Here is a 20,819-nt window from a genome sequence, read left to right on the forward strand (position 1 = left end):
CTAGACCGGCGGATAGGCGGGCGGCGGGTAGCCGTTGCCGTCGACGACGCCGCGCAGCCCCCAGGGGACGTAGCGGAAGAAGAACTCGATCTCGTCGCTAGCGTCGTAGTCCGGGTTCGGATCCATCAGGCCACCCCTCCAGTCGCGACTTGAGCTTTGAGGGCGAGTCTAGCCCCATCCTGGTCGGGGCGACACCTGGCGTTTGCCTAAACTGTCCAACCAGTTGATTGATAATTGGCCGTGCCCGGGATCCGGCAACCGGCCCGGCGACGACGATAGTGAGTACAGATGCCATCCGAGAACGGACGAACGCGCCGCGAGGAGTTGCTGGCTGTGGCCACCAAGCTCTTCGCCGCACGCGGCTACCACGGCACCCGGATGGATGACGTCGCCGACGTGATCGGACTGAACAAGGCGACGGTCTACCACTACTACGCCAGCAAGTCCCTGATCCTCTACGACATCTACCAGCAGGCCGCCGAGCGCACGCTGGCCGCCGTTCACGACGACCCCTCGATGACCGCGCGGGAGGCGTTGTACCAGTACACCGTGCGCCTGCTCGACCAGATCGCTGCCAATCCCGAGGGTGCCGCCGTGTATTTCCAGGAGCAGCCGTACATCACCGAGTGGTTCACCGAAGAGCAGGTCGCCGCGGTGCGGGAAAAGGAAACCCAGGTCTACGAGCACGTGCACGGCCTCATCGACCGGGGCATCGCCAGCGGCGAGTTCTACCAGTGCGACTCCCACGTCCTGGCGCTGGGCTACATCGGCATGACGCTCGGCGCCTACCGGTGGTTGCGGCCGAGCGGGCGGCGCAGCGCCAAGGAGATCGCCGCCGAATTCAGCACCGCGCTGCTGCGCGGGCTGATCCGCGACGAAGCGATCCGCACCAGTTCCCCGCTCGGACCGTAGATTATGGTGGCGACCCGCATCGCCTGGCTACGCCGCGGCCTTCAGGTGCTTGTCGAGGAAGGCGAGCTGGTCGGCCACCACACGGTCGAACGCCTCGTCGACGTAGATCGCGAAGTGTCCCTCGGGATACACCTTGACCTCACCGCGCGGAGCCTTGGCCGCATAGCGCAGCGTCGGCCCCGGTGGAGCCACCGAGTCGGCTTCGCACACGCAGAACAGGATCGGGCAAGGGATCTTCGCGGTGTCGCGTCCGGGACGATAGGCCATGATTCGCAACGCGATTCGGGCCGCCACCTCCTGGGCGATGTCCACACCGTCGGGCACCAGCCTCAGATAGCCAGGGTACGCGTCGGGTGCGTTCATCAGCGCGACCTCGCCCGGCCTCCCCACCGTCGGGATCATCACCGGTGGTTTCCCGAGCCGTTCGGCGAGCAGGTCGCGGGCGCCCCGCATCCCGACGCGTAAAAAGATCAGCGGGGACAGCGTTCGTATCGACGCGACGGAGTCGGTGAAGGGGCATTGCACCACCGCGGCCGCGATACCCGGCAGCCGGGCCGCCGTGGCGATTACATGCCCGCCGGCAAAAGAGGTGCCCCACAGCGCGATTCGATCGTGGTCGATTCCCGGAAGGGTGCGCGCGTAAGCGACCGCGGCGGCCCAGTCGGCGAGCTGCAGCCCGATATCGAGCACCTGGCGCGGCTCGCCCTCGCTGTCGCCGAAGTTGCGATAGTCGAACACCAGGCAGGCGTAACCGGCCGCGCTGAATCGTTCGGCGTAGGCGTCGAGTCGCATGGCGCGCACCCCGCCCAGGCCGTGCGCCATCACCAGCAGCGGCGCGGGTGCGCTGCCGGTCGGCCGGTAGAGCCAGGCGCTGATGAGAACCCCACCGGAGGGGAATTGGACGTCTTCACGTTGTGTCATCAACGAGTCATTCTGCCGGGCGGCCCCCGAGCCGTCCGCGGTATGCGCCACAGATTTTATGGACTACTGTCTAGAAACGTTTGAGCGCTCAACGAACGGAGACTCTCATGGTGATCCGCGTCGCGCACGTTGGAACCGGAAATGTCGGAGGGTTGGCCCTAGCCGAGCTGATCACCAATCCGCAGTTCGAATTGACGGGCGTGTGCGTGTCCACCCCGGAGAAGGTGGGCAAGGATGCCGGCGAACTGTGCGGCGTCGGTCTCGCCGCCGATGTCGTCACCGGCGTGACGGCCGTCTCCGACCTCGACGCTCTGCTGGCCACCAACCCCGAGTGCGTCGTCTACTGCGCGATGGGAGACACCCGACTGCCCGACGCCATGGCCGACGTCATGCGCATCCTGGCCGCCGGCGTCAACGTCGTCGGGTCCGCGCCGGGGCTGCTGCAATACCCGTGGGGCGTGATGCCCGACAAGTACATCGAACGCGTCGAAGATGCGGCCCGACAAGGTAATTCGAGCATCCTCATCACCGGGGTCGACCCCGGGTTCATCAACGACCTCATCCCCTTCGCGCTGGCGGGCACCTGTCAGAGCATCGAGCAGGTGCGCTGCATGGAGATCGCCGACTACGCCACCTACGACGGCGCGGAAGTCATGCACTACATGGGATTCGGCCGGCCCCTCGACGAGGTACCGATGCTGCTGCAGCCGGGCATCCTCGGCATCGCCTGGGGGACGGCGATCCGCCAGCTGGCGGCGGGCCTGGGCATCGAGATCGACGAGATCACCGAGTCCTACCAGCGGGAGCCGGCGCCGGACGACTTCGACATCGCCGTCGGGCGCGTTCCCAAAGGCACCATGGCCGCGCTGCAATTCGAGATCCGCGGCATGTCCAACGGGCGCCCGGCCATCGTCATCGAGCACATCACCCGGCTGCGGCCGGACCTTCGACCCGACTGGGCGCAGCCGGCCGCGGGCGGCGGCTCCTACCGCGTCGAGATCACCGGCGAGCCGTCCTACGCCGTGGACATCGTTCCCAGCAGCCGCAAGGGCGACCACAACCACGCCGCGATCGTCGGCGCCGCCGGGCGCATCGTCAACGCCATTCCCGCGGTGATCGCCGCGCCGCCCGGCATCCGGACCACGCTGGACCTGCCGCTGGTGACCGGCAAAGGCCTTTACGCACCAACCACTTTGGTGAGTACCTAAACGAAAGGAGTCCCTGTGGGACGGGTAGAAGGCAAAGTCGCACTCATCAGTGGCGGCGCCCGCGGGATGGGCGCCGAGCACGCGCGGCTGCTGGCGGCCGAAGGCGCCAAGGTCGTGATCGGCGACATCCTCGACGACGAGGGCAAGGCGGTGGCCGACGAAATCGGCGACTCCGTGCGCTACGTCCACCTCGACGTCACCCAGCCCGACCAGTGGGACGCCGCCGTCGAGACCGCGATCGGCGAATTCGGCAAGCTCAACGTGTTGGTCAACAACGCCGGCACCGTCGCGCTCGGCCCGTTGAGGAGTTTCGATCTGGCCAAGTGGCAGAAGGTGATTGACGTCAACCTGACCGGAACCTTCCTGGGCATGCGGGTGGCCGTCGATCCCATGATCGCTGCGGGCGGCGGGTCGATCATCAACGTGTCCTCGATCGAGGGCCTGCGCGGCGCGCCGATGGTGCACCCCTACGTCGCCTCCAAGTGGGCGGTGCGCGGTCTGGCCAAGTCCGCGGCGCTGGAGCTGGCGCCGCACAACATCCGGGTCAACTCCGTGCACCCCGGCTTCATCCGTACCCCGATGACCGCCCACCTGCCCGAGGACATGGTGACCATTCCGCTCGGTCGCCCGGCCGAGTCGCGCGAGGTCTCGACGTTCATCCTGTTCCTGGCCAGCGACGAGTCGTCCTACGCGACCGGAAGTGAGTTCGTCATGGACGGCGGACTTGTGACCGACGTGCCGCACAAGCCGTTCTAGGCGGCGATTCCGCCGGCACGCGAAGATAGGCGACCGGTCGGCTAATATTACGGCATGCCGCGCCCCCCGAACCCCGACGTGCGCAACCGGCTGCTCGCAGCGGGGCTCGACCTCGTGCACGCGCGCGGGTTCTCGGCCAGCGGGGTCAAAGACATCACCGACGCGGCCGGCGTCCCGAAGGGGTCGTTCTACGCCTATTTCCCAAGCAAAGAAGCGTTTGCCGCGGCGATCCTCGAGCACTATTGGGCCGACATCGAGGCGCGGGTGCTGCCCATCCTCGCTGCCGACGGGTCGGCGCAGGAACGGATTACCCGCTTCTTCCATGCGCTCGCCGACGAACACGAGGCCGGCGATTTCCTCCTCGGTTGCTTGGTCGGCAACCTGTCGCTTGAGCTCGGTGGATCGAGTGACCCGGTACGCGCCGAGCTGCTCCGGATTCTCGAGCGCTGGGAGGACGCCCTCGCCGAGTGCGTGCGCGCGGGCCAGGAGGCCGCAGGGGGCGTTCGCCGGGATCTCGAGGCGGGGCAACTCGCTGCGCAGCTGATCGAGGCGTGGGAAGGCGCGGCCCTGCGCGGGAAGGTGACCCGCAGTCGGACCCCCTACGACCGCTTCGAAGCGGTGACGGTGCCGGCGCTTCTGCACTGAGTTCCCGCGGGGAGGAATGCGGGCCCAGCATTGCTTGTTAAATAGACGACTGGTCATCTATAGTCAGACCCATACGAGTCTCCAGCCCGCAAGGACGAGCCCGATGAAAGACACCACCAGCTACGCCGATCCACCGGACCCTGCGTTGCCGCCGTCCGGTTTTGCGCTTGACCTCGAGCATGCCGCGCTCGTCATCACCGATCCGCAGATCGACTTCCTGAGCCCCGACGGTGTCGCATGGCCGGTGTTCGGTGACAGCATCCGCGACAACCACACAGTCGCTCACATCGGCGAGCTGTTGCACGCCGCGAAGCTGGCAGGCCTCACCGTCGCGGTGTCGCCGCACTACTTCTACCCAACCGACAGGCAGTGGTTGTTCGGTGATCCGCTCGAAAAATTCATGAGCGGTACCGGCATGTTCGGTCGTCAGGGCGCATACACCACGGACGGGTTCGCGGGCTCCGGCGCCGACTTCCTGCCCGCCTACGCCCGCCACATCCACGACGGGCAGACCGTCATCGCCTCCCCGCACAAGATCGTTGGTCCTGAATCGAATGACCTTGTGCTGCAGTTGCGCAAGCGCGCCGTGAACCAGGTCATCCTGGCCGGGATGGCCGCCAACCTGTGCGTCGAAGGCCACCTGCGTGAGCTCATCGAGCAGGGCTTCGAGGTCGCCGTCGTCAAGGACGCCACGGCGGGCCCGCGCCTGCCCGAGGGGGACGGTTACCTGGCCGCCCTGGTGAATTTCCGATTCCTCGCCAGCGCCGTCTGGACGACCGCCGAAGCCGTCGCGCTGCTCGCGAGACATGTTGCCCCTAAGAGTATTTGACAAGGATGTAAGGAGACGGAAAACCATGGCCTCGAATGGGAACCTCAGTCAGCACAGATTCAGCCTGAACGACGGTAGCGGTGCGATCCCAGCGCTCGGGTTTGGGACCTCGCTCTCCGATAACTCCAAGACGCGGGATGCCGTCAAGACCGCGGTCGAGGTGGGATTCCGCCACCTCGACGCCGCCGAGCGGTACCGCAACGAAGCCGAGGTCGGCGCGGCACTCAAGGAGCTGTTCGCGAAGCGATCGGTGCGCCGCGAGGAACTGTTCGTCACCACCAAGCTGTGGAACAACAACCACCGACCGGAGCGGGTGAAGCCCGCGCTGCAGGCCAGCCTCAACAGGCTCGGACTGGACGCGGTCGACCTGTATCTGGTGCACACCCCGTTCGCGTTCAAGCCGGGCGACGACCAAGACCCCCGCGACATCCACGGAGCCGTCGTCTACGACGACGGAGTCACCTTGCCGGAAACCTGGGCGGCGATGGAAAACCTTGTCGACGAGGGACTTACGCGGGCGATAGGACTTTCCGACATCGACGCCGACGGCACCCGAAAGATCCTGGAAACCGCTCGCATCAAGCCGGCGGCCGTGGAGGTTGAGTCGCACCCGTATCACCCCCAGTGGGAACTCCACGAAATGTGCGAGACGGACGGGATCGTCCTCTTGGCGTTCGCCGCACTCGGCCACGCACTGGAACCGCGGCTGCTCGACGACCCTCTCATCGAGTCGATCGCTCGGCGCCTCGGTAAGACGCCCGCGCAGGTGCTGCTGGCCTGGGGCATCCAGCGCGGCAGCGCGGTGCTCACCGCGTCCGTGACGCCCGCGCGCATCCGGGAAAACTTTGATGTCACCGCGCTTCCCGAGGGCGCGATCCAAGAGATCAACGAGCGTCTCGAAACTCGGATCCGGTTCAATTCCGTTGTCGACGCGGGAGAACCGGGATTCGCCGAAGTGCCCCAGGGCTAGGGTGCGGAGTGAAGGCGATGGCCGGCGTCGGCGTGCCGCCCCAGCTTGCGACGGTGGTAGCCGGCGCCGACGGGGTGACCCGGTGCCGATGGGCTACCCAAACGGGCCGCGATCTGACCGCCTACCACGATCACGAGTGGGGGACCGCCACACACGACGAGGCGGCGATGCTCGAGGCGCTTGCACTTACCTACTTCGAGAACGGCCTGTCGTGGGCGGTCGTGTTCGACAAGCGGGACAACCTACGCACGGCGTTCCACGGATTCAACCCGGCGGCGGTTGCGGCAATGACGTCCGAAGACGTCGACCGATTGATGGCCGAGACCTCGATCATTCGCAATCGGCGCAAGATCGAAGCCACGGTGCACAACGCCCGCCTGTTGGCGAAACACTCGTTGTCGCAACTGGCGTGGCAACATCAACCGCGCACACACCATCGGCTCAGGGGCTGGGTCGATGGCCGGATGGCAAGCCCGGAGTCGCACCGGCTCTCAGTGGCGTTGCGTCAAGCCGGGTTTCGACTGGTGGGCCCCGTCGTCGCCCACTCTTTCATGCAGACCGTCGGGATTGCGAACGGTCATTTTGAGGGCTGTTTCCGCGCGGCGGCGTGAGGTGCTATAACCGCGAACATGCTGCCTAGCTTGGTCGCCACCGTCGGACCGAACCATGTCGTCACGGATCCCGATGTCCTCGCGGGCCGCAGCGTCGACCACACCGGTCGCTATCGGGGACGGGCCAGTGCGCTGGTTCGCCCGGGTTCGGCCGAGCAGGTCGCCGAGGTGCTGCGGGTGTGCCGGGACGCCGGGGCGCACGTGACGGTGCAAGGCGGCCGCACCTCGCTGGTGGCGGGCACGGTGCCCGAGCACGACGACGTACTGCTGTCCACCGAGCGGCTGCACGCCCTCGACGACGTCGATACCCTCGAGCGCCGCGTCCGGGTGGGTGCGGGTGCCACGCTGGCGGCCGTGCAACGCGCCGCGGGCGCCGCGGGCCTGGTATTCGGGGTGGATCTGGCCGCCCGGGACACCGCGACCGTCGGGGGGATGGCGTCGACGAACGCCGGCGGCCTGCGCACCGTCCGGTACGGCAACATGGGTGAGCAGGTCGTCGGCCTCGAGGTGGCGCTGCCCGACGGCGCGCTGCTGCGCCGGCACAGCCGGGTCCGCCGGGACAACACCGGCTACGACCTGTCGGCGCTGTTCGTCGGCGCCGAGGGCACCCTCGGTGTCATCACCGCGCTGGAACTGCGGCTGCATCCCACCCCCGCTCGGCGGGTGACGGCGATCTGCGGGTTCGCCGAGCTCGGCGCCCTGGTGGATGCCGGCCGGACGTTCCGGGACGCCGACGGCATCGCCGCGCTGGAATTGATCGACGGCCGGGCGGCCGCCCTGACCGGCGAACACCTGGGCGTCGGCCCACCGGTCGAGGGTGCCTGGCTGTTGCTGGTGGAGCTGGCCGGCGACGACGACCAGACCGACCGGCTGGCCGGCCTGCTCGACGGCACACGACTGTGCTCCGAGCCTGCGGTCGGCGTGGATGTTGCTGCGCAGCAACGGTTGTGGCAGGTTCGCGAGTCGCTGGCCGAGGTGCTCGGCGTGTACGGGCCGCCGCTGAAGTTCGACGTCTCCTTACCGCTGTCGTCGATCGACGAATTCGCTGGGGAGGCAGTCTCTTTGGTGGGGGACCATGCGCCGGAGGCGCTGCCCGTGCTGTTCGGCCACATCGGCGAGGGCAACCTGCACCTCAACGTGCTGCGCTGCCCGGTCGAGCGGGAGAAGGCGCTGTACGCGCCGATGATGGAGCTCATCGCGCGATCCGGCGGCAACGTCAGCTCCGAGCACGGCGTCGGCACGCGCAAGCGGGGCTACCTGGGCATGTCGCGCGAGCCCGCGGACATCGCGGCGATGCGGACGATCAAGGCCGCGCTGGACCCGACCGGGTACCTCAACGCCGCGGTGCTCTTCGACTGATCGCTCTTACGCGCCGTCTGACATACGCTGGGGTCCATGGCATCCGGGATCTTCGACACGCCCATCGTCGGAATCGTCAACAATTTGTTCAATGGCATGATCGACGCGCCCGTCGTCGGGCCACTGGTACGGCGCGGGCTGATCAAGATTCGCTACGTCGGCAGGCGTTCGGGTAAGACGATCCAGACCCCGGTCGGGTACCGCCGCTCCGGCGGCGGCATCGTCATCAACGTCATGTCGCCCGACAGCAAGACATGGTGGCGAAACTTTCTCGGCGAGGGCGGTCCGATCACGCTGCTCAACTTCGACGGCGCCGACCGCACCGGACACGCGATCGCCAGCCGCGACGAGAAGGGCCGCGTCAAGGTCGCGGTGCAGCTCGACTAATCGGATGGCGCCTTGATGCCGACCGCGTGCCGCAGCTGCGCCAGGAACTGTTCGGCGTCGTCGCTGGGGACGATGTAGTGCGAGATCGCGATCCGGATGACGGTCGCCGCCTTCACCGCGGCGTTGGGTCCGGGCAGGTGGCGTTGCAGGCCCTCACGCATCTGCGGGATCACCCCGGAGAACTGGGCGATGGTGTGCTCGGGCTCGACGTCGACCATCCGCACCCCGGAGTACGAGTGCTGGTACTCGACGATGAAACGCAGCACCGCGTCGAGCTTGTCGACCCCCTTCAGGCCGGCCGTGGCCCGGACCAGTCCGCTCTCGAAGATCTGGCGCTCGTAGCTCGAAAAGGCCGACAGCAGTTCCTCTTTCGACGCGAACCAGCGGTAGAGCGTCGGGCGGGACACCCCGGCCTGGGCGGCGACGTCGGACAGGCTGAGCTTGGTTTTGCCGTTGCGCCCGAGCACCTCGGCGGTGGCGTCCAGGATGCGCTGACGCGTCGAGGTGTCAGGCTCGGTGGTCTGGGCCGGACTGCTCATGTCTGCAACTCTACGAAGTCGTCCAGGGTCATTTCGCCTCCCGGCCGGACTTGCCCGGGCGCGGGCGCACCAGCACCGACTGCTGGATGGCGGCGACCGCGCCCCGCTCGTCGAACAGCGTGCCGATCGTGGTCCCGATGCCGTCCGGGCCGTAGCTGGTCTCGGCGCGAATGCCGATCCACTCACCCTCGGGAACCCGGAACACGTGCACGGCCAGGTCGGTGTTGAGGAACGTCCACCGGGTGATCTCCAGCTTGCTGCCGATCCCGTTGGCGCAGTCGGCCACCGCGAACAGGCGCTCCAGCGGCGTCATGGTCTCGCCGGTGACCAGGTCCACGGTGGGGTGGATCCACGATTCGCCCGGGCCCTCGCTGAGCGGCTCCGTCAACCACAGCCAGTCCAGGCTGTGCACGTAGTTGCGGTCCCAGTCCCGGGCTTTGAGGTTGCGGTTGCGCGCCTCGCTGCGCGGTCCGGGCATCGGCGCGGCGGCGTGGGCCACGGCCCGGGTGTCCAGGGTTTGCAGCCGCCATCCGCTGGCGCGCGCCACCGGCCGGGGTTCGCCGTCGGGACCGGGGGCCAGCATCTCGGCGCCGACGAGTTCGATCTGCTTCCCGCCGCGCTGGACTTGCGAGCCGACCCATAGGTCGCCCTCGGCGGGCACCCCGCCCAGCAGGTCGATGACGACGCGCGACAGGCGGGTGTCGTCGCGCTGTTCGCACCGCTCCAGGGCGCGGACCAGCAGGGCCGACACCGGCCCGCCGTGCTGGATCGCGGCCGACCAGGTGCCGCGCGCCAGGTCGGTGGCCCGGAACTTTTCGCCCAGCGGGTCCGCGCCGTCGATGAGCTCGTAATAGGAGTCGGTCATCGTCACCTCTCGTCAGGGCAGGCCGGCGCCGGGGGTGCTCACCGTGACGGCATCCAGCCGCGACAGCCGGGTGCCGATCAGGCGCTGGGGGTACGCCTCCGTGCTCGACAACAAGAACAGTGTCCGGCGCTCGGGGCCGCCGAGCGCGCAGGCGACGGCGACACGCTCGCCCATGTCGATGCGGTCGGTCACGGCGCCGCCCTCGACGATCCGCTCGAACTGGTGGGCCAGGGTCATCGAGGCCCACACCGCGCCGTCGGCGTCGAGCGCGATGCCGTCGGGCGGCCCGTCGAGGCCGTCGGCGAACGGGCGGCGCTCGGCCAGCCCGCCGTCGGCGCCGATGGTGAAGGCGGTCAGCCGCCGGCCGATCGACTCGGCGACGATGAGGGTTGCGCGGTCCGGCGTGATCACCATGCCGTTGGGAAAGTCGAGGTCTTCGGCGACGACGGTGGCGGTGCTGTCGTCGGGATCCAGGCGGATGATCGAGCCGCCGCTGCGCGCCTGGCATCCGATGTAGGCGCGGCCCACGTCGTCGATGACCATGTCACCGAGGTTGGCCGGGGCCAGCTCGGCGAGATCGGCGATGGTGTCGACGGTTTCACCGTCGTAGCGCAGGACCTTGCGGTCTTCGGCCGAGACGATCAACAGCGACCCGTCGGGCCGGAAACCCAGACCCGAGGGGGTATGCCCGGGCAGCGGCAACGTGGTCAGCGAGCCCCCCATCGTGGAGGTGTGCACCGCCTCGCCCAGCATGTCGGAGAACCACAGCAGGCCCTCGAACCAGCGTGGCCCTTCGCCGAAGCAGAAGCCGTTGGCCAGCGGCTCGGGAATCATCCGCGCACGCCATCTTCCACTTTACAAAACACCGCCAAAGTGTCACGCACCGCGGGTACCGGTGTCAATCTCGCGACTTGGCGAGTTCTCGCGCGACCGCCTCGTGGTAGGCATCTATCTTCGCGGGATTGACCTGTGCGAAGAGCTGATCCGGCAGCGGGGCGTGCTTGGGTGCCTCGATCGTCATGGTCCGGGAGAACAGCGTGATGTCCTGCCCCGGTCTGGTGAACCGGTACGCCACCGTGATGCGGCCCTCCAGTCCGCCGTTCCCCTGGCGATCGTGGCCCAGCCGCCCGATCGAGGTGAACACGAAGAGCTCCGGGCGCACGGCGGCCGCCAGTTGCCAGGTGAAGATCCGGTCACCGTCGGGACCCGCCTCCTCCCAGGTGTCGCCGACCCGCAACGGCAGCTCTGGCAGGCCGCCGATGTGCGCGCTGCCGGGATAGGTCTTGGTCCAGTTCTCCGGGTTGGTGACGAAGTCGTAGACGGTCTCGGCGGACTGGGTGAATGCGGTCTCCGAAGTGCTGGTCACGATACCCAATTGCATTGCCTCCGTGTGTGTTCCGTCGGTAAATCGACCCACTCGGCCGTGGGCTTGTTAGCCGACCTTTACAAATCCTACGCAAAGTGTCACGCTGAGCCGTGAGCGGCTAGCGCGAGAGGCGGAGCGGAATTGACCACGGAATCTGAGCAGACCGAGTGGACGGTGCAGGGCCTGCTGGATCTGTTCGATGTGCAGCCCGACGGGCAAGACCGGTTCACCGGCGACACCGGTATCGCCGCCGGCGACGAACGACAGGTGGTGGAGGGCACCCAGGTGCTCGCCCAGGCGATCGTCGCGGTGGCCAAACGCTTCCCGGACAAGTCGGTCCGCTCGGCGCACGCGGTGTTCTCCCGCGCCGTCACCGTCGGCCCGCCGATCGAACTCGTCCTCGACGTCGTCGCCGAGGGCCGCTCCACGGCCACCGCGGTTGTCGCCGTGCACCAGAACGGTCGGCGCTGCCTGAGCATCACCGTGCTGGCCGACGTGCCGACCGACGACGTCATCCGCCATCACCTGCCGCGTCCCGACGTGGCCACGCCCGCCGACGCCATCCCCTCGCCGATGCCCATGGTGGGCCGGGAACTGCGCCTGGTCGACGTCGTCGACGTCAACAGCCCCGACGAGGTCGGGCCGCCGGAGCTTCACGCGTGGCTGAACTACGACCCGATCCCCACCCGCGACGACCTGGCCAAGGCGCTGCTGGCGTACTTCACCGGGCATCTGGGGATCTCCACCACCATGCGCGCGCACCCCGGCATCGGCACCGCCCAGGCGCACCTGACCGTGTCGACCGCGCCCATGAGCATCTCGGTGGCGTTCCACGAGCCGGTGCGCTGGGGCGGGTGGCTGCTCTACACCCACGAGAGCACCCAGGTCGGCGCGGGGATGTCGTACGTGCGCGGCACGGTGCACTCGGAGGAGGGCGAGCTGCTGTGCTCCTTCGCCCAGGAGGCGCTGATCCGGCCGCTGCGCACCACCGACACCGCGATCGATTCCCGCGCACGGTTCTAGCGGCTGGTCGCGTTCATGTACTTCACCATCACCCACCCGATGCACAGCCACCCGTACAACCCGGAGCTGGTGAGCGGGGACGGCATCGGGAAGGTGGCCGCGGCCGCCGAGGCGGCCGGCATCCACGGCTTCGGCTTCACCGACCACCCGGCGCCCTCGCAGCGGTGGCTGGAAGCCGGCGGCCATGACGCGCTGGACCCTTTCGTCGCACTGGGTTTCGCGGCGGCGACGACGAGCACGCTACGGCTGATCCCCAACATCGTCGTGCTGCCGTACCGAAACCCGTTCGTGGTGGCCAAGTCCGGCGCCACACTGGACCTGCTCTCCGGTGGCCGGTTCACGCTCGCGGTGGGGGTGGGCTACCTCAAACGGGAGTTCGCCGCGCTGGGGGTCAGCTACGACGAGCGCGCCGAACTGTTCGAGGAAGCCCTACAGGTGATCCGCGCGGTCTGGACAGGTGACGACATCACCTTCGAGGGAAGGCATTTCAGCGCCCGCGGGATCACCGCGCACCCCCGCCCGGTGAGCGACCCGCACCCGCCGATCTGGATCGGCGGCAACACGTCCTCGGCGCGCCAGCGGGTGGCGCAATACGGTGACGGCTGGTGCCCCTTCCCGGCACCGCCCCAACTGGCCCAGACCGCGGGTACGGCGGTCATCGACTCGGTGGAACGCCTGCGCGAGGGCATCGACGACCTGCGGCGCCGGTGCGACGCCGCGGGCCGGGACTGGTCGGCGATCGACGTCACCTTCACCAGCTTCGACGGCGGCAGCCCCGCCGACGATGCATTCAACGCCGACGCCTACCTCGACGGCCTGGAGAAGCTGGCGAAGACGGGCGTGACGTGGGTGAGCGTCCACCTGCCCGGCGACAGCATGGCGCACGCGCTGGAAACCCTCGACCGTTTCCGAACCCTCGTGATCGACGCGGCCTGATGGACTTCTCCCGCGTCGACCTCTCACCCGAGGACCGCGCCTTCCGCGACGAGACCCGGGCGTTCCTCGAGAAGCACGTCACCGACGAGGTGCTGCACCGGCAGCTGGAGTTCGGCGAAAACTTCGACGAGCACGTGCATCTGGCGCTGGGCGAAGCCGGCTACCTGGCCTCGGACTGGAAGCTGGAGTCCGAAGGCGGATTCAGCCCGGTCCGTCGACGCATCTTTCAGCTCGAGATCGCCCGGGCCCACACGCCGTGGTATCACTGGGGTACCACGTCCGTCGTCGCCCGGCTGGTGCGCCAATTCGGGGCGCCCGAGCTCGCCGACAGCGTCCTTCCGGGCGTGCTGTCCGGGGAGATCCGGCTGTGCCTGGGTTACACCGAGCCCGAGGGTGGCTCCGACGTCGCCACCTGCAAGACCCGCGCGGTGCGGGAAGCGGATGGATCTAGCTGGATTATCAATGGCTCCAAGATGTTCACGTCGAACGCACAGAACGCTCGCTACGTCTTCCTGCTCACCAACACCGACCCCCAGGGCCCGAAACACCGGAACCTGACCATGTTCCTGGTGCCACTCGACTCGCCGGGCATCGAGATCCGGGGCATCCGCACCCTGGACGGCGACCGCACCAACATCGTCTACTACAGCGACGTCCGCGTCGACGACTTGCACCGCATCGGAGAGGTCAACGGCGGGTGGACGGTGATGCGCGCGGCGCTGGACTCCGAGCACGGCATCGTGGACCGGGAAGACCATGGCCTGCAATACGTTGCCGCGATGGCGGCGCACGGCGACGTGATGGCCGAGGTGGTCGACGCGGTCGCGGCGGTCGTCGCTCGACCGGGCCCGGGCGGCCGGCGGCCGCTGGACGACGATTCGGTCAAATACCGGCTCGGCCGCGGCGTCGCGCGGATGGAGGCGGCGCTGTCCACGCCCGGGATGTTCGGGCGGGTCGCGGTCGCCCAGACGATGCGCGACGTCACCCCGGATCTGATGGACATCCTGGGAGCCGCGTCGGCGTTGCCCACCGAAACTCCAGGCTCCGCGACCGACGGTGCGGCAGAACACCTTTACCGGCTGGCGCTGCCGCTGGGGATCTACGGCGGCACCATGGAGGTGTTCCGCAACATGATCGCCCAGCACGAACTCAAGCTGGGACGACCGAGCTACGGCGGCTGACGCGGGTCGTCGCGCGTACACCAACGCGCACGCTGCGTTCAGCCGCGCCAACCTGCTTCGAGGGCGCTACGGTTTCACCGAGTGCCGGTGGCAGAGAGGTGGCCCGCAGTGGTTGTTCTGGTGGCGCTCGGTTCGTTCGCCACCACCTTGCTGGGCGGTTATGCGGCGCTGCGCATCGGTTCCTACCGCTACCTGGTGCTGGGCCTGGCCGCCGGGCTGATGCTCGGCGCCGTGGCCTTCGACCTGCTGCCGGAAGCGCTGAGCCAGGGGTCGTGGAGCATGTTCGGCATACCCGCCCCCCTGGTGGCGTTCGTCGTCGGCTTTCTGGTCCTGCATGTCGTCGAGCACACGGTCGGCATCCATCGCGGCCACGGAGCGGATGATGCGGATTTTCCGGACGCGCCCGGCGTCGGGATCCTCGCCGCGTCCGGGCTGATCGGCCACAGCCTGATGGACGGATTCGCCATCGGCGCCGCCTTTCAGGCGGGGGCCGGGGCGGGCGCGGTGGTGGCGGTGGCGGTGATCGGCCACGATTTCGCGGACGGCTTCAACACCTACACCATCACTTCGCTCTATGGGAACGACCGCCGGCGGGCACTGGCGCTGCTGGCCGCCGACGCGGTGGCGCCGGTGGCCGGCGCGGCTCTCACGCTTGCCGTGACGATTCCCCATCGCCTGCTCGGGTTGTATCTGGGGTTCTTCGCCGGTTTTCTGATGTATCTGGGCGGCGCCGATATCCTGCCGCGGGCTCATGCCGGGCGTCGGACGCCCATGACTTTGGGCTGCACCATCGGCGGTGTGCTGTTCATGCTGGCGATCGTCGGCCTGGCGAGTTAGGCGAGGCGCCTTGGGGGCAGCTCGGCCGCGACATCGACGCGGGTGGCGTCGAAGCTCAGGAATCCTTTGATGGGAAGACTTTCCGGCGGCGGATCGGGGTAGCTCCACGCGACGTCCTCGACATCGCCCGCGGACCAGTAGCTGGCGAAACCCTTGTAGTTGCAGTAGCTCGACGTATCCGAGCGACGCAGCAGGTCGGTGCGCACGTGCGCCGGATCGACGTAAAGCCTTGGTTCTAACGAGGTTTCGAAGACGATCACGGTGTCCTCGGTGTCCACCAGCACCGTGCCGGCGATCGAGACACGCAGTCGGCGCTTGGTGGGACGGCAGTCGACGCGGTGGTAGGGATTGGGTGGGTAGTGGACGAGTTCACGGCCCTCTTCCAGCCAGGTGTCGACGGCGTCCCAGGGCACGTGCACGAAGCCCGGGGCCGCTGGCTCGGGCTCGGTGGGCAGGTCGCCGACCTCCTCGGCCCGGAAGGCGTAGCCGAGCGGTTGGCCCCGCCGGTGCACCAGCAGCGTCCCCTCGGTGTCGATCACCAGGCGCCCGTCGCGCACCGCTTGCACGCGGCGCGGATGGGGCTCGATGAACACGACGTCGGCGGGCAGCGGCGGTGAAAACCGCCCGGCCGGATCACCACTGAGTGGACCGCGTCCGGCTACCAGGCTCATGGTGTGAGGCTAGACCTCTGTCGGCTGAGCCGGTGTACGCCGGGACCGGGTCAGTGGTCCGCACCGAGCAGCGCCGCGTACTGACGTTCAAGCACCTTGGTGGCGCCGCTGCCCCAGCGCTCGGCCAACGACCGTGACAACGGGTCGGGAAAGATTTCGTCATCGTCGTTCTGGACTCCGTCGAAGATGGCATGCGCCACCGATCCCGGCGAGGCTTTCGGTATGTCCAGGCCGCGGGTCATATCCGTGTCCACGGGCCCGGTCAGGACGGCATGAACACGCACCCCCCGCTCGGCCAAGATGACACGCAGCGATTGCGTCATGGAGAACGCCGCGGCCTTGGAGACCGAATAGGCCGGAATGATCGGCAGGGGGGCCAACGCGTTCACCGACAGGTTGTTGACGATCGATCCGGCGGATCGGGCCAACAGCGGCAGGAAGGTCTGGATCACGGCGTAGGTGCCGAGAAGGTTGACCTCGAGGTGCCGTCGGAGCGTGGAGGGGTCGCTCAAGTCGTCGTAGAGCGCGAGGCCGGCGTTGTTGACGAGGATGTCGAGGGAGTCAACCTGCTCGGCTGCCGCCCGAAGATCCGCGGCGTTGGTGATGTCCAGCGTCAACGGCGTCACGCGGGCGTCGCCATTGCCCGCCAAGGCTTTCCGGGTGCCGGCGTACACCCGTCGGGCGCCCCTGTTCAAGGCCTCCACGGCCAGCGCACGCCCGATGCCGCGGTTGGCGCCGGTGATCAGAATCGCTTTTCCTGCGATCGTCGTCACGATGATCATCTCCCTCGTCGTTTCGTATTGCCGGCGGCCCGCGCCTCTCGTGGGGCTCACCGCGGCGAGCCGTCGAGGCCCGCATGTATTCGGATGCGTCGGGGCGCGCGAAATCATCGATCGGCAGATCAGGAGTGCGCGACATGCCAGGATGCGTGCGCTCGGCCGCGCTAACCGGTAGGAACGTAGCCATGGCGGGACCAATGGAGGGTGTCAAGGTCGTCGAGCTCGGAGTGTGGGTCGCCGGACCGGCCGCCGGCGGCATCCTGGCCGACTGGGGCGCCGACGTCGTCAAGATCGAGCCGCCGAGCGGCGACCCGGGCCGGCTGTTCGGCAGGATGCTCGGCTGCGACCTCGGGGTCAATCCGCCGTTCGAGATGGACAACCGCTCCAAGCGCAGCATCGTGTTGAATCTCGCGGAGGACGAGGGCCATGACACCGCTTTCGAATTGCTGAGCGACGCAGACGTTTTCGTGACGAATGTGCGGCCGGGGGCGTTGCAACGCCTGGGGCTCGACTTCGAGTCGGTGTCGGCCCGCAATCCTCGCCTGGTCTACGGGCTGATCACCGGATACGGCGAAACCGGGCCCGACGCGGACCGGCCCGCCTACGACGTGGCCGCGTTCTGGTCGCGGGCCGGGGTTGCGCATCTGCTCACCCGCCCCGGCGACACGCCGCCGTTCCAGCGCGGCGGCATGGGCGACCACTCGGCCGGCATGACGCTGGCGGCGGCCATCTGCGCGGCGCTCGTCGCCCGCGCACGCACCGGGACCGGTCAGCTGGTGACCACCTCGCTGTATCGCCAGGGCGCCTACACCGTGAGCTTCGACCTCAACACCTATCTGCTGACCGGCCAGCCGATCGCGATCGGGCAACGCGAAACGATGGGCAACCCGTGCATGAACAACTACGCGACCGCCGACGGGCGCCGATTCTGGATCGTCGGCCTCGAAGTCGATCGGCACTGGCCGCCGCTGTGCCGTGTCGTCGGTCATCCGGAATGGCTGGAGGATCCTCGGTTCCGCGACGCCTACGCGCGGTTCACCAACGCTGTCGAACTGATCGCCGAGCTGGACGCGATCTTCGCCACCCGCACGCTCGACGAATGGGCACAGGTCTTCGCGGGCGAACCTGACTTCTTCTGGTCGCCGGTCAACAGCCTCGAAGACGTCGTCGCCGACGAGCAATTCCACGCGGCCGGCGGCATCGTCGACGTGCCGGACGGGGAAGCCGGCGTTCCGATGGTGGCCACACCGGCCGATTTCCACGGCACACCGTGGGCGCCCCGTTCTGCGGCACCGGAACTCGGGCAGCACACCGAGGATGTGCTCGCCGAACTCAAGGCGCGCCGCGGTTCGTGACCACCGGTCGCGCCTTTACAAAATTGCTCTGAAGTGTCACGCTGTCCGGTGTGCCGCGTGAGCGGCCACGGCCCAGGACAAGCGTTGCGGCAAGCGCCAATGCACGGTTTCGGTGCGGCGGTGAGGAACGGATTGAATGGTCACGTCAACGTTCGACATCAGGCAAGGCAGCCGGGTCGACGCCCGAGCCGGCCGGGCTGACCGGGAGTGTCTGCGATATCGGCTCGACGTCATCGCGGTCAGCGCCCTCGACGTCGTCCGATCGGCCGGAGGTTGGCTCTACGACCGGGCGATGGCCGGCTGGCAGGTGACGGTGCTCCTGCCGGATGGCGCCGACGCCCGGTCCCTGCGGATCCTGGGCGTGCGGGCGGCGGACTTGGAGGAGCAGTTCGCCGCGACGGGTCCCGGCTGGACGAGTCAGAGCCTGGCCGTGAGCGCCGAGGCGTTCGCCGCGGACGCCCGTGTGCGCGACGTGGTGCTCACGTCGCTGGACGACCGGTTGACCGAAGTCGCGTTGTGGGGTCAGCTGCCTTCGGGCTGGCCACTGCGGGTGGATCGCGGGGTGGCCAGGGCGCAATATGCCCTCAGCGCGGCGGCACGCAGGTTCAAGGGCCATGCGCTCGCGGCGTCCGGGATCGATTGCCCCACGGTCTATTCCACCGAGGCGCTGCTCTGCGACTTGGCGACCTGCGAGCGCATCGATTCGGGGCTGGTCCGGCTCGACCGATGAAGAAGTACTACCGCCACACGCTGCTCTACCTGCACGAGACCATCTCGCTCGGCTCCGGGCGCAGCGATTGCTTCACCGAGGTGTTCTCCGACACCTACCGGCCGATGATGAACGAGCTCGGGGCGCGGTTGTTCGCAATCTGGGAGAGCACGCCCTACAACGGTCACTGGCCGCAGGTGACGATCATCTGGGAGATCGACGGGTTCGCCGACTACGCGCGGATCGGGGCCGCCCAGGCCCGCGGCGGCAGCCACGAGGCCGCGGCCGGCAAATGGGCGGCCTTCCTGGCCGACATCGGCGCCGCGGGCGAAGGCCGCATCATGTACCCGGGGCCCAGCAACAAGACCCTCGCCCAGCTGCGCGAGGCCAATTTCGCTGCGCCGCTGGTGATCCAGGAGATCATGCAGACCAAGCCGGGACGCCAGGACGACTACATCCGCGAACTGGAGCGCCTCTACGTCCCGTGGTCGGAACGCACCGGCAAACGCTGGCTGGGCTCGTTCACCACGACCTTCCGCTACAACGAGGTCATCCACTACTGGGCGCTGGACGGCGGCTGGGAATGCTTCGCCAACCACTACCCCTCATGGAAGGAAAGCCCGCCCGCAGAGATCGTCACCTGGATGAGCGTGGCACCCGCCCTGCGTGACGGCTGGGAGGATTCCATCCTGCAGGCCCTACCGCCGTCGCCGCTGCAGTGACGGGGCAGCGAGCACGCGTGGACGTCACCGACTTCACCTACGACCCCTTCGACGCGCGGGTGATGGCGAACCCGCTGCCGTACTACCGAATCCTGCGCGACCACCATCCCGTGTACTACATGCCGCAGTGGGACACCTTCGCCCTGTCCCGATTCGAGGACATCTGGCAGGTGCTGGAGGTCAACGACGGAACGTTCGTCGCGTCGGAGGGCACCCTGCCGGCGGCGTCCGTCCTGGCCAAGCACAACTCCGGCCCGGTCGCCGACCCGCCGCTGCACCCGCTGCCGTTTCACGCGGTGTTCGACACCGATCTGTACGCGGAAATCCGGCGTGCGCACTCCCAGCCGCTGCGGCCCAGGTCCGTCACCGGCTGGGAGGGCAGAATCCGCGAGCTCGCCAACGAGCGCCTCGACGAGCTGCTGCCGCGCGGTTCGTTCGACCTCACCCAGGACTATGGCGGCATCGTCGTGGCGTCCGTCGTCTGCGAACTGCTGGGCATCTCAACCGATCTCGCACCGCGGGTGCTCGCCGCGGTCAACGCCGGCAGCCTCGCCGAGCCCGGCGTCGGGGTGGACACCGCCGAAGCCCGGCCCAACTACTTCGAGTACCTGCTGCCGGCGGTTCGGCGCCGCCGCGCCGACCAGTCCGGGCAGCCGCTCGCCGTGGTGGACGGCCTGCTCGGCTACCGCTTACCCGACGGCAGCCCGCTCGACGACGTCGAAGTCGCCACCCAGATGCTGTGCATCTTCATCGGCGGCACCGAGACGGTACCCAAGATCGTCGCCCACGGGCTGTGGGAGCTCGGCCGGCGGCCTGACCAAATGGCGGCGGTGCGCGCCGACCCCGAGAACAACGTGCCCGTCGCCCGCGAGGAGATGATCCGGTTCTGCGCGCCGGCGCAGTGGTTCGCCCGAACCGCGCGCAAGCCCTTCACCATCCACGGCCAGACCATCCGGCCCGGCCAGCGCGTGATCACGCTGCTCGCCTCGGCCAACCGCGACGAGCGGGAGTATCCCGAACCCGACGAGTTCATCTGGGACCGGCCCATCCGTCGCTCGCTGGCCTTCGGCCGCGGCCAACACTTCTGCATCGGCTACCACCTGGCCAGGCTGGAAGTCGCTGTGCTGCTACAGGAATGGTTACGCCGGGTACCCGAGTTCGCGATCCAGGCCGGCGCCGCCAGGCGGCTGCCCTCCAGCTTCCAGTGGGGTTGGAACAACATCCCGGTGGAGGTCTGA

General features: G+C 68.2%; 25 protein-coding genes. 17 read left to right on the top strand and 8 right to left on the bottom strand.

Going from position 1 to position 20,819, the window contains the following annotated elements; genetic code table 11:
- Positions 1-129: a hypothetical protein gene (locus tag G6N51_RS20130; RefSeq protein WP_174814407.1), complete on the bottom strand. Its 129-nt coding sequence runs from the start codon at positions 127-129 to the stop codon at positions 1-3.
- A 159-nt stretch (positions 130-288) separates the two neighbouring features.
- On the opposite strand from G6N51_RS20130, the gene G6N51_RS20135 reads away from it, so the two are divergent.
- Complete coding sequence (locus tag G6N51_RS20135) at positions 289-912, top strand: TetR/AcrR family transcriptional regulator (RefSeq protein WP_083173605.1); 624 nt, start codon at positions 289-291, stop codon at positions 910-912.
- A 27-nt stretch (positions 913-939) separates the two neighbouring features.
- On the opposite strand, the gene G6N51_RS20140 is transcribed toward G6N51_RS20135, so the two are convergent.
- Complete coding sequence (locus G6N51_RS20140; RefSeq protein ID WP_083173645.1) at positions 940-1,833, bottom strand: alpha/beta hydrolase; 894 nt, start codon at positions 1,831-1,833, stop codon at positions 940-942.
- A 107-nt stretch (positions 1,834-1,940) separates the two neighbouring features.
- Here G6N51_RS20140 and G6N51_RS20145 point away from each other — a divergent pair, with 107 nt between their 5' ends.
- The 8 genes from G6N51_RS20145 (at position 1,941) to G6N51_RS20180 (ending at position 8,598) form a co-directional block, all read left to right on the top strand.
- The gene (locus tag G6N51_RS20145) at positions 1,941-3,041 is read left to right on the top strand and encodes an NAD(P)H-dependent amine dehydrogenase family protein (protein ID WP_083173606.1); all 1,101 of its coding nucleotides are present in this window, start codon (positions 1,941-1,943) and stop codon (positions 3,039-3,041) included.
- A gap of 15 nt (positions 3,042-3,056) precedes the next feature.
- Positions 3,057-3,797, top strand: a complete 741-nt coding sequence (locus G6N51_RS20150; protein WP_083173607.1) for a glucose 1-dehydrogenase — start codon at positions 3,057-3,059, stop codon at positions 3,795-3,797.
- 54 nt (positions 3,798-3,851) lie between these two features.
- Positions 3,852-4,442, top strand: coding sequence for a TetR/AcrR family transcriptional regulator (locus G6N51_RS20155; protein ID WP_083173608.1), 591 nt, complete (start codon positions 3,852-3,854; stop codon positions 4,440-4,442).
- Between the two features lie 103 nt (positions 4,443-4,545).
- Positions 4,546-5,271: an isochorismatase family protein gene (locus G6N51_RS20160; RefSeq protein WP_083173609.1), complete on the top strand. Its 726-nt coding sequence runs from the start codon at positions 4,546-4,548 to the stop codon at positions 5,269-5,271.
- A 25-nt stretch (positions 5,272-5,296) separates the two neighbouring features.
- On the top strand, positions 5,297-6,241 hold the full coding sequence (locus G6N51_RS20165; RefSeq protein ID WP_083173610.1) for an aldo/keto reductase: 945 nt from the start codon (positions 5,297-5,299) through the stop codon (positions 6,239-6,241).
- Positions 6,242-6,258: 17 nt separating this feature from the next.
- Positions 6,259-6,852, top strand: coding sequence for a DNA-3-methyladenine glycosylase I (locus tag G6N51_RS20170; RefSeq protein WP_232078573.1), 594 nt, complete (start codon positions 6,259-6,261; stop codon positions 6,850-6,852).
- Between the two features lie 18 nt (positions 6,853-6,870).
- Positions 6,871-8,211, top strand: a complete 1,341-nt coding sequence (locus G6N51_RS20175) for an FAD-binding oxidoreductase (protein WP_083173612.1) — start codon at positions 6,871-6,873, stop codon at positions 8,209-8,211.
- A 36-nt stretch (positions 8,212-8,247) separates the two neighbouring features.
- Positions 8,248-8,598 (top strand): hypothetical protein, encoded by a 351-nt coding sequence (locus G6N51_RS20180; RefSeq protein ID WP_083173613.1) that lies wholly within the window; start codon positions 8,248-8,250, stop codon positions 8,596-8,598.
- Here the strand turns inward: G6N51_RS20180 and G6N51_RS20185 are convergent.
- The 4 genes from G6N51_RS20185 to G6N51_RS20200 form a co-directional block, all read right to left on the bottom strand.
- Positions 8,595-9,137, bottom strand: coding sequence for a TetR/AcrR family transcriptional regulator (locus G6N51_RS20185; protein ID WP_083173614.1), 543 nt, complete (start codon positions 9,135-9,137; stop codon positions 8,595-8,597). The two genes, G6N51_RS20180 and G6N51_RS20185, sit on opposite strands and share 4 nt — an antisense overlap.
- 28 nt (positions 9,138-9,165) lie before the next feature.
- The gene (locus tag G6N51_RS20190; protein WP_083173615.1) at positions 9,166-10,002 is read right to left on the bottom strand and encodes a thioesterase family protein; all 837 of its coding nucleotides are present in this window, start codon (positions 10,000-10,002) and stop codon (positions 9,166-9,168) included.
- A 12-nt stretch (positions 10,003-10,014) separates the two neighbouring features.
- On the bottom strand, positions 10,015-10,836 hold the full coding sequence (locus G6N51_RS20195; RefSeq protein ID WP_083173616.1) for an SMP-30/gluconolactonase/LRE family protein: 822 nt from the start codon (positions 10,834-10,836) through the stop codon (positions 10,015-10,017).
- Between the two features lie 64 nt (positions 10,837-10,900).
- Entirely contained in the window at positions 10,901-11,377 is a 477-nt protein-coding gene (locus tag G6N51_RS20200) for an SRPBCC family protein (protein ID WP_083173646.1), read from the bottom strand.
- A 132-nt stretch (positions 11,378-11,509) separates the two neighbouring features.
- On the opposite strand from G6N51_RS20200, the gene G6N51_RS20205 reads away from it, so the two are divergent.
- The 4 genes from G6N51_RS20205 to G6N51_RS20220 all read left to right on the top strand — a co-directional run bounded on the left by G6N51_RS20205 (position 11,510) and on the right by G6N51_RS20220 (position 15,345).
- The gene (locus G6N51_RS20205) at positions 11,510-12,391 is read left to right on the top strand and encodes an acyl-CoA thioesterase (RefSeq protein ID WP_083173617.1); all 882 of its coding nucleotides are present in this window, start codon (positions 11,510-11,512) and stop codon (positions 12,389-12,391) included.
- A gap of 15 nt (positions 12,392-12,406) precedes the next feature.
- Complete coding sequence (locus G6N51_RS20210; RefSeq protein ID WP_083173618.1) at positions 12,407-13,327, top strand: LLM class F420-dependent oxidoreductase; 921 nt, start codon at positions 12,407-12,409, stop codon at positions 13,325-13,327.
- On the top strand, positions 13,327-14,508 hold the full coding sequence (locus G6N51_RS20215; RefSeq protein WP_083173619.1) for an acyl-CoA dehydrogenase family protein: 1,182 nt from the start codon (positions 13,327-13,329) through the stop codon (positions 14,506-14,508). Before G6N51_RS20210 ends, G6N51_RS20215 begins: the two co-directional genes overlap by 1 nt.
- 108 nt (positions 14,509-14,616) lie before the next feature.
- Entirely contained in the window at positions 14,617-15,345 is a 729-nt protein-coding gene (locus G6N51_RS20220; RefSeq protein WP_083173620.1) for a ZIP family metal transporter, read from the top strand.
- On the opposite strand, the gene G6N51_RS20225 is transcribed toward G6N51_RS20220, so the two are convergent.
- Positions 15,342-16,016 carry a DUF427 domain-containing protein gene (locus G6N51_RS20225; RefSeq protein WP_083173621.1) on the bottom strand — a complete coding sequence of 225 codons (675 nt, stop codon included), beginning with the start codon at positions 16,014-16,016 and terminating at the stop codon, positions 15,342-15,344. The two genes, G6N51_RS20220 and G6N51_RS20225, sit on opposite strands and share 4 nt — an antisense overlap.
- Positions 16,017-16,066: 50 nt before the next feature.
- Entirely contained in the window at positions 16,067-16,798 is a 732-nt protein-coding gene (locus G6N51_RS20230; RefSeq protein ID WP_083173622.1) for an SDR family NAD(P)-dependent oxidoreductase, read from the bottom strand.
- 182 nt (positions 16,799-16,980) lie between these two features.
- Between G6N51_RS20230 and G6N51_RS20235 the strand changes: the two genes are divergently transcribed.
- The 4 genes from G6N51_RS20235 to G6N51_RS20250 all read left to right on the top strand — a co-directional run bounded on the left by G6N51_RS20235 (position 16,981) and on the right by G6N51_RS20250 (position 20,819).
- Entirely contained in the window at positions 16,981-18,150 is a 1,170-nt protein-coding gene (locus G6N51_RS20235) for a CaiB/BaiF CoA transferase family protein (protein WP_083173623.1), read from the top strand.
- A 136-nt stretch (positions 18,151-18,286) separates the two neighbouring features.
- Positions 18,287-18,880, top strand: coding sequence for a hypothetical protein (locus G6N51_RS20240; RefSeq protein ID WP_083173624.1), 594 nt, complete (start codon positions 18,287-18,289; stop codon positions 18,878-18,880).
- Positions 18,877-19,581: an NIPSNAP family protein gene (locus G6N51_RS20245; RefSeq protein ID WP_083173625.1), complete on the top strand. Its 705-nt coding sequence runs from the start codon at positions 18,877-18,879 to the stop codon at positions 19,579-19,581. The genes G6N51_RS20240 and G6N51_RS20245 overlap by 4 nt, the downstream gene beginning before the upstream one ends.
- Positions 19,582-19,643: 62 nt before the next feature.
- Entirely contained in the window at positions 19,644-20,819 is a 1,176-nt protein-coding gene (locus G6N51_RS20250) for a cytochrome P450 (RefSeq protein ID WP_083173647.1), read from the top strand.

The sequence above is a fragment of the Mycobacterium paraseoulense genome (genome assembly GCF_010731655.1).
GTDB lineage: Bacteria > Actinomycetota > Actinomycetes > Mycobacteriales > Mycobacteriaceae > Mycobacterium > Mycobacterium paraseoulense.

What these genes read in the sequence shown, in the direction of transcription:
- G6N51_RS20135 (WP_083173605.1), top strand. Translation starts at nt 289, where the DNA reads ATGCCATCCGAGAACGGACGAACGCGCCGCGAGGAGTTGCTGGCTGTG.
- G6N51_RS20140 (WP_083173645.1), bottom strand. Translation starts at nt 1,833, where the DNA reads ATGACACAACGTGAAGACGTCCAATTCCCCTCCGGTGGGGTTCTCATC.
- G6N51_RS20145 (WP_083173606.1), top strand. Translation starts at nt 1,941, where the DNA reads ATGGTGATCCGCGTCGCGCACGTTGGAACCGGAAATGTCGGAGGGTTG.
- G6N51_RS20155 (WP_083173608.1), top strand. Translation starts at nt 3,852, where the DNA reads ATGCCGCGCCCCCCGAACCCCGACGTGCGCAACCGGCTGCTCGCAGCG.
- G6N51_RS20160 (WP_083173609.1), top strand. Translation starts at nt 4,546, where the DNA reads ATGAAAGACACCACCAGCTACGCCGATCCACCGGACCCTGCGTTGCCG.
- G6N51_RS20165 (WP_083173610.1), top strand. Translation starts at nt 5,297, where the DNA reads ATGGCCTCGAATGGGAACCTCAGTCAGCACAGATTCAGCCTGAACGAC.
- G6N51_RS20170 (WP_232078573.1), top strand. Translation starts at nt 6,259, where the DNA reads ATGGCCGGCGTCGGCGTGCCGCCCCAGCTTGCGACGGTGGTAGCCGGC.
- G6N51_RS20175 (WP_083173612.1), top strand. Translation starts at nt 6,871, where the DNA reads ATGCTGCCTAGCTTGGTCGCCACCGTCGGACCGAACCATGTCGTCACG.
- G6N51_RS20180 (WP_083173613.1), top strand. Translation starts at nt 8,248, where the DNA reads ATGGCATCCGGGATCTTCGACACGCCCATCGTCGGAATCGTCAACAAT.
- G6N51_RS20185 (WP_083173614.1), bottom strand. Translation starts at nt 9,137, where the DNA reads ATGAGCAGTCCGGCCCAGACCACCGAGCCTGACACCTCGACGCGTCAG.
- G6N51_RS20190 (WP_083173615.1), bottom strand. Translation starts at nt 10,002, where the DNA reads ATGACCGACTCCTATTACGAGCTCATCGACGGCGCGGACCCGCTGGGC.
- G6N51_RS20195 (WP_083173616.1), bottom strand. Translation starts at nt 10,836, where the DNA reads ATGATTCCCGAGCCGCTGGCCAACGGCTTCTGCTTCGGCGAAGGGCCA.
- G6N51_RS20210 (WP_083173618.1), top strand. Translation starts at nt 12,407, where the DNA reads ATGTACTTCACCATCACCCACCCGATGCACAGCCACCCGTACAACCCG.
- G6N51_RS20215 (WP_083173619.1), top strand. Translation starts at nt 13,327, where the DNA reads ATGGACTTCTCCCGCGTCGACCTCTCACCCGAGGACCGCGCCTTCCGC.
- G6N51_RS20225 (WP_083173621.1), bottom strand. Translation starts at nt 16,016, where the DNA reads ATGAGCCTGGTAGCCGGACGCGGTCCACTCAGTGGTGATCCGGCCGGG.
- G6N51_RS20230 (WP_083173622.1), bottom strand. Translation starts at nt 16,798, where the DNA reads ATGATCATCGTGACGACGATCGCAGGAAAAGCGATTCTGATCACCGGC.
- G6N51_RS20235 (WP_083173623.1), top strand. Translation starts at nt 16,981, where the DNA reads ATGGCGGGACCAATGGAGGGTGTCAAGGTCGTCGAGCTCGGAGTGTGG.
- G6N51_RS20240 (WP_083173624.1), top strand. Translation starts at nt 18,287, where the DNA reads ATGGTCACGTCAACGTTCGACATCAGGCAAGGCAGCCGGGTCGACGCC.
- G6N51_RS20245 (WP_083173625.1), top strand. Translation starts at nt 18,877, where the DNA reads ATGAAGAAGTACTACCGCCACACGCTGCTCTACCTGCACGAGACCATC.
- G6N51_RS20250 (WP_083173647.1), top strand. Translation starts at nt 19,644, where the DNA reads ATGGCGAACCCGCTGCCGTACTACCGAATCCTGCGCGACCACCATCCC.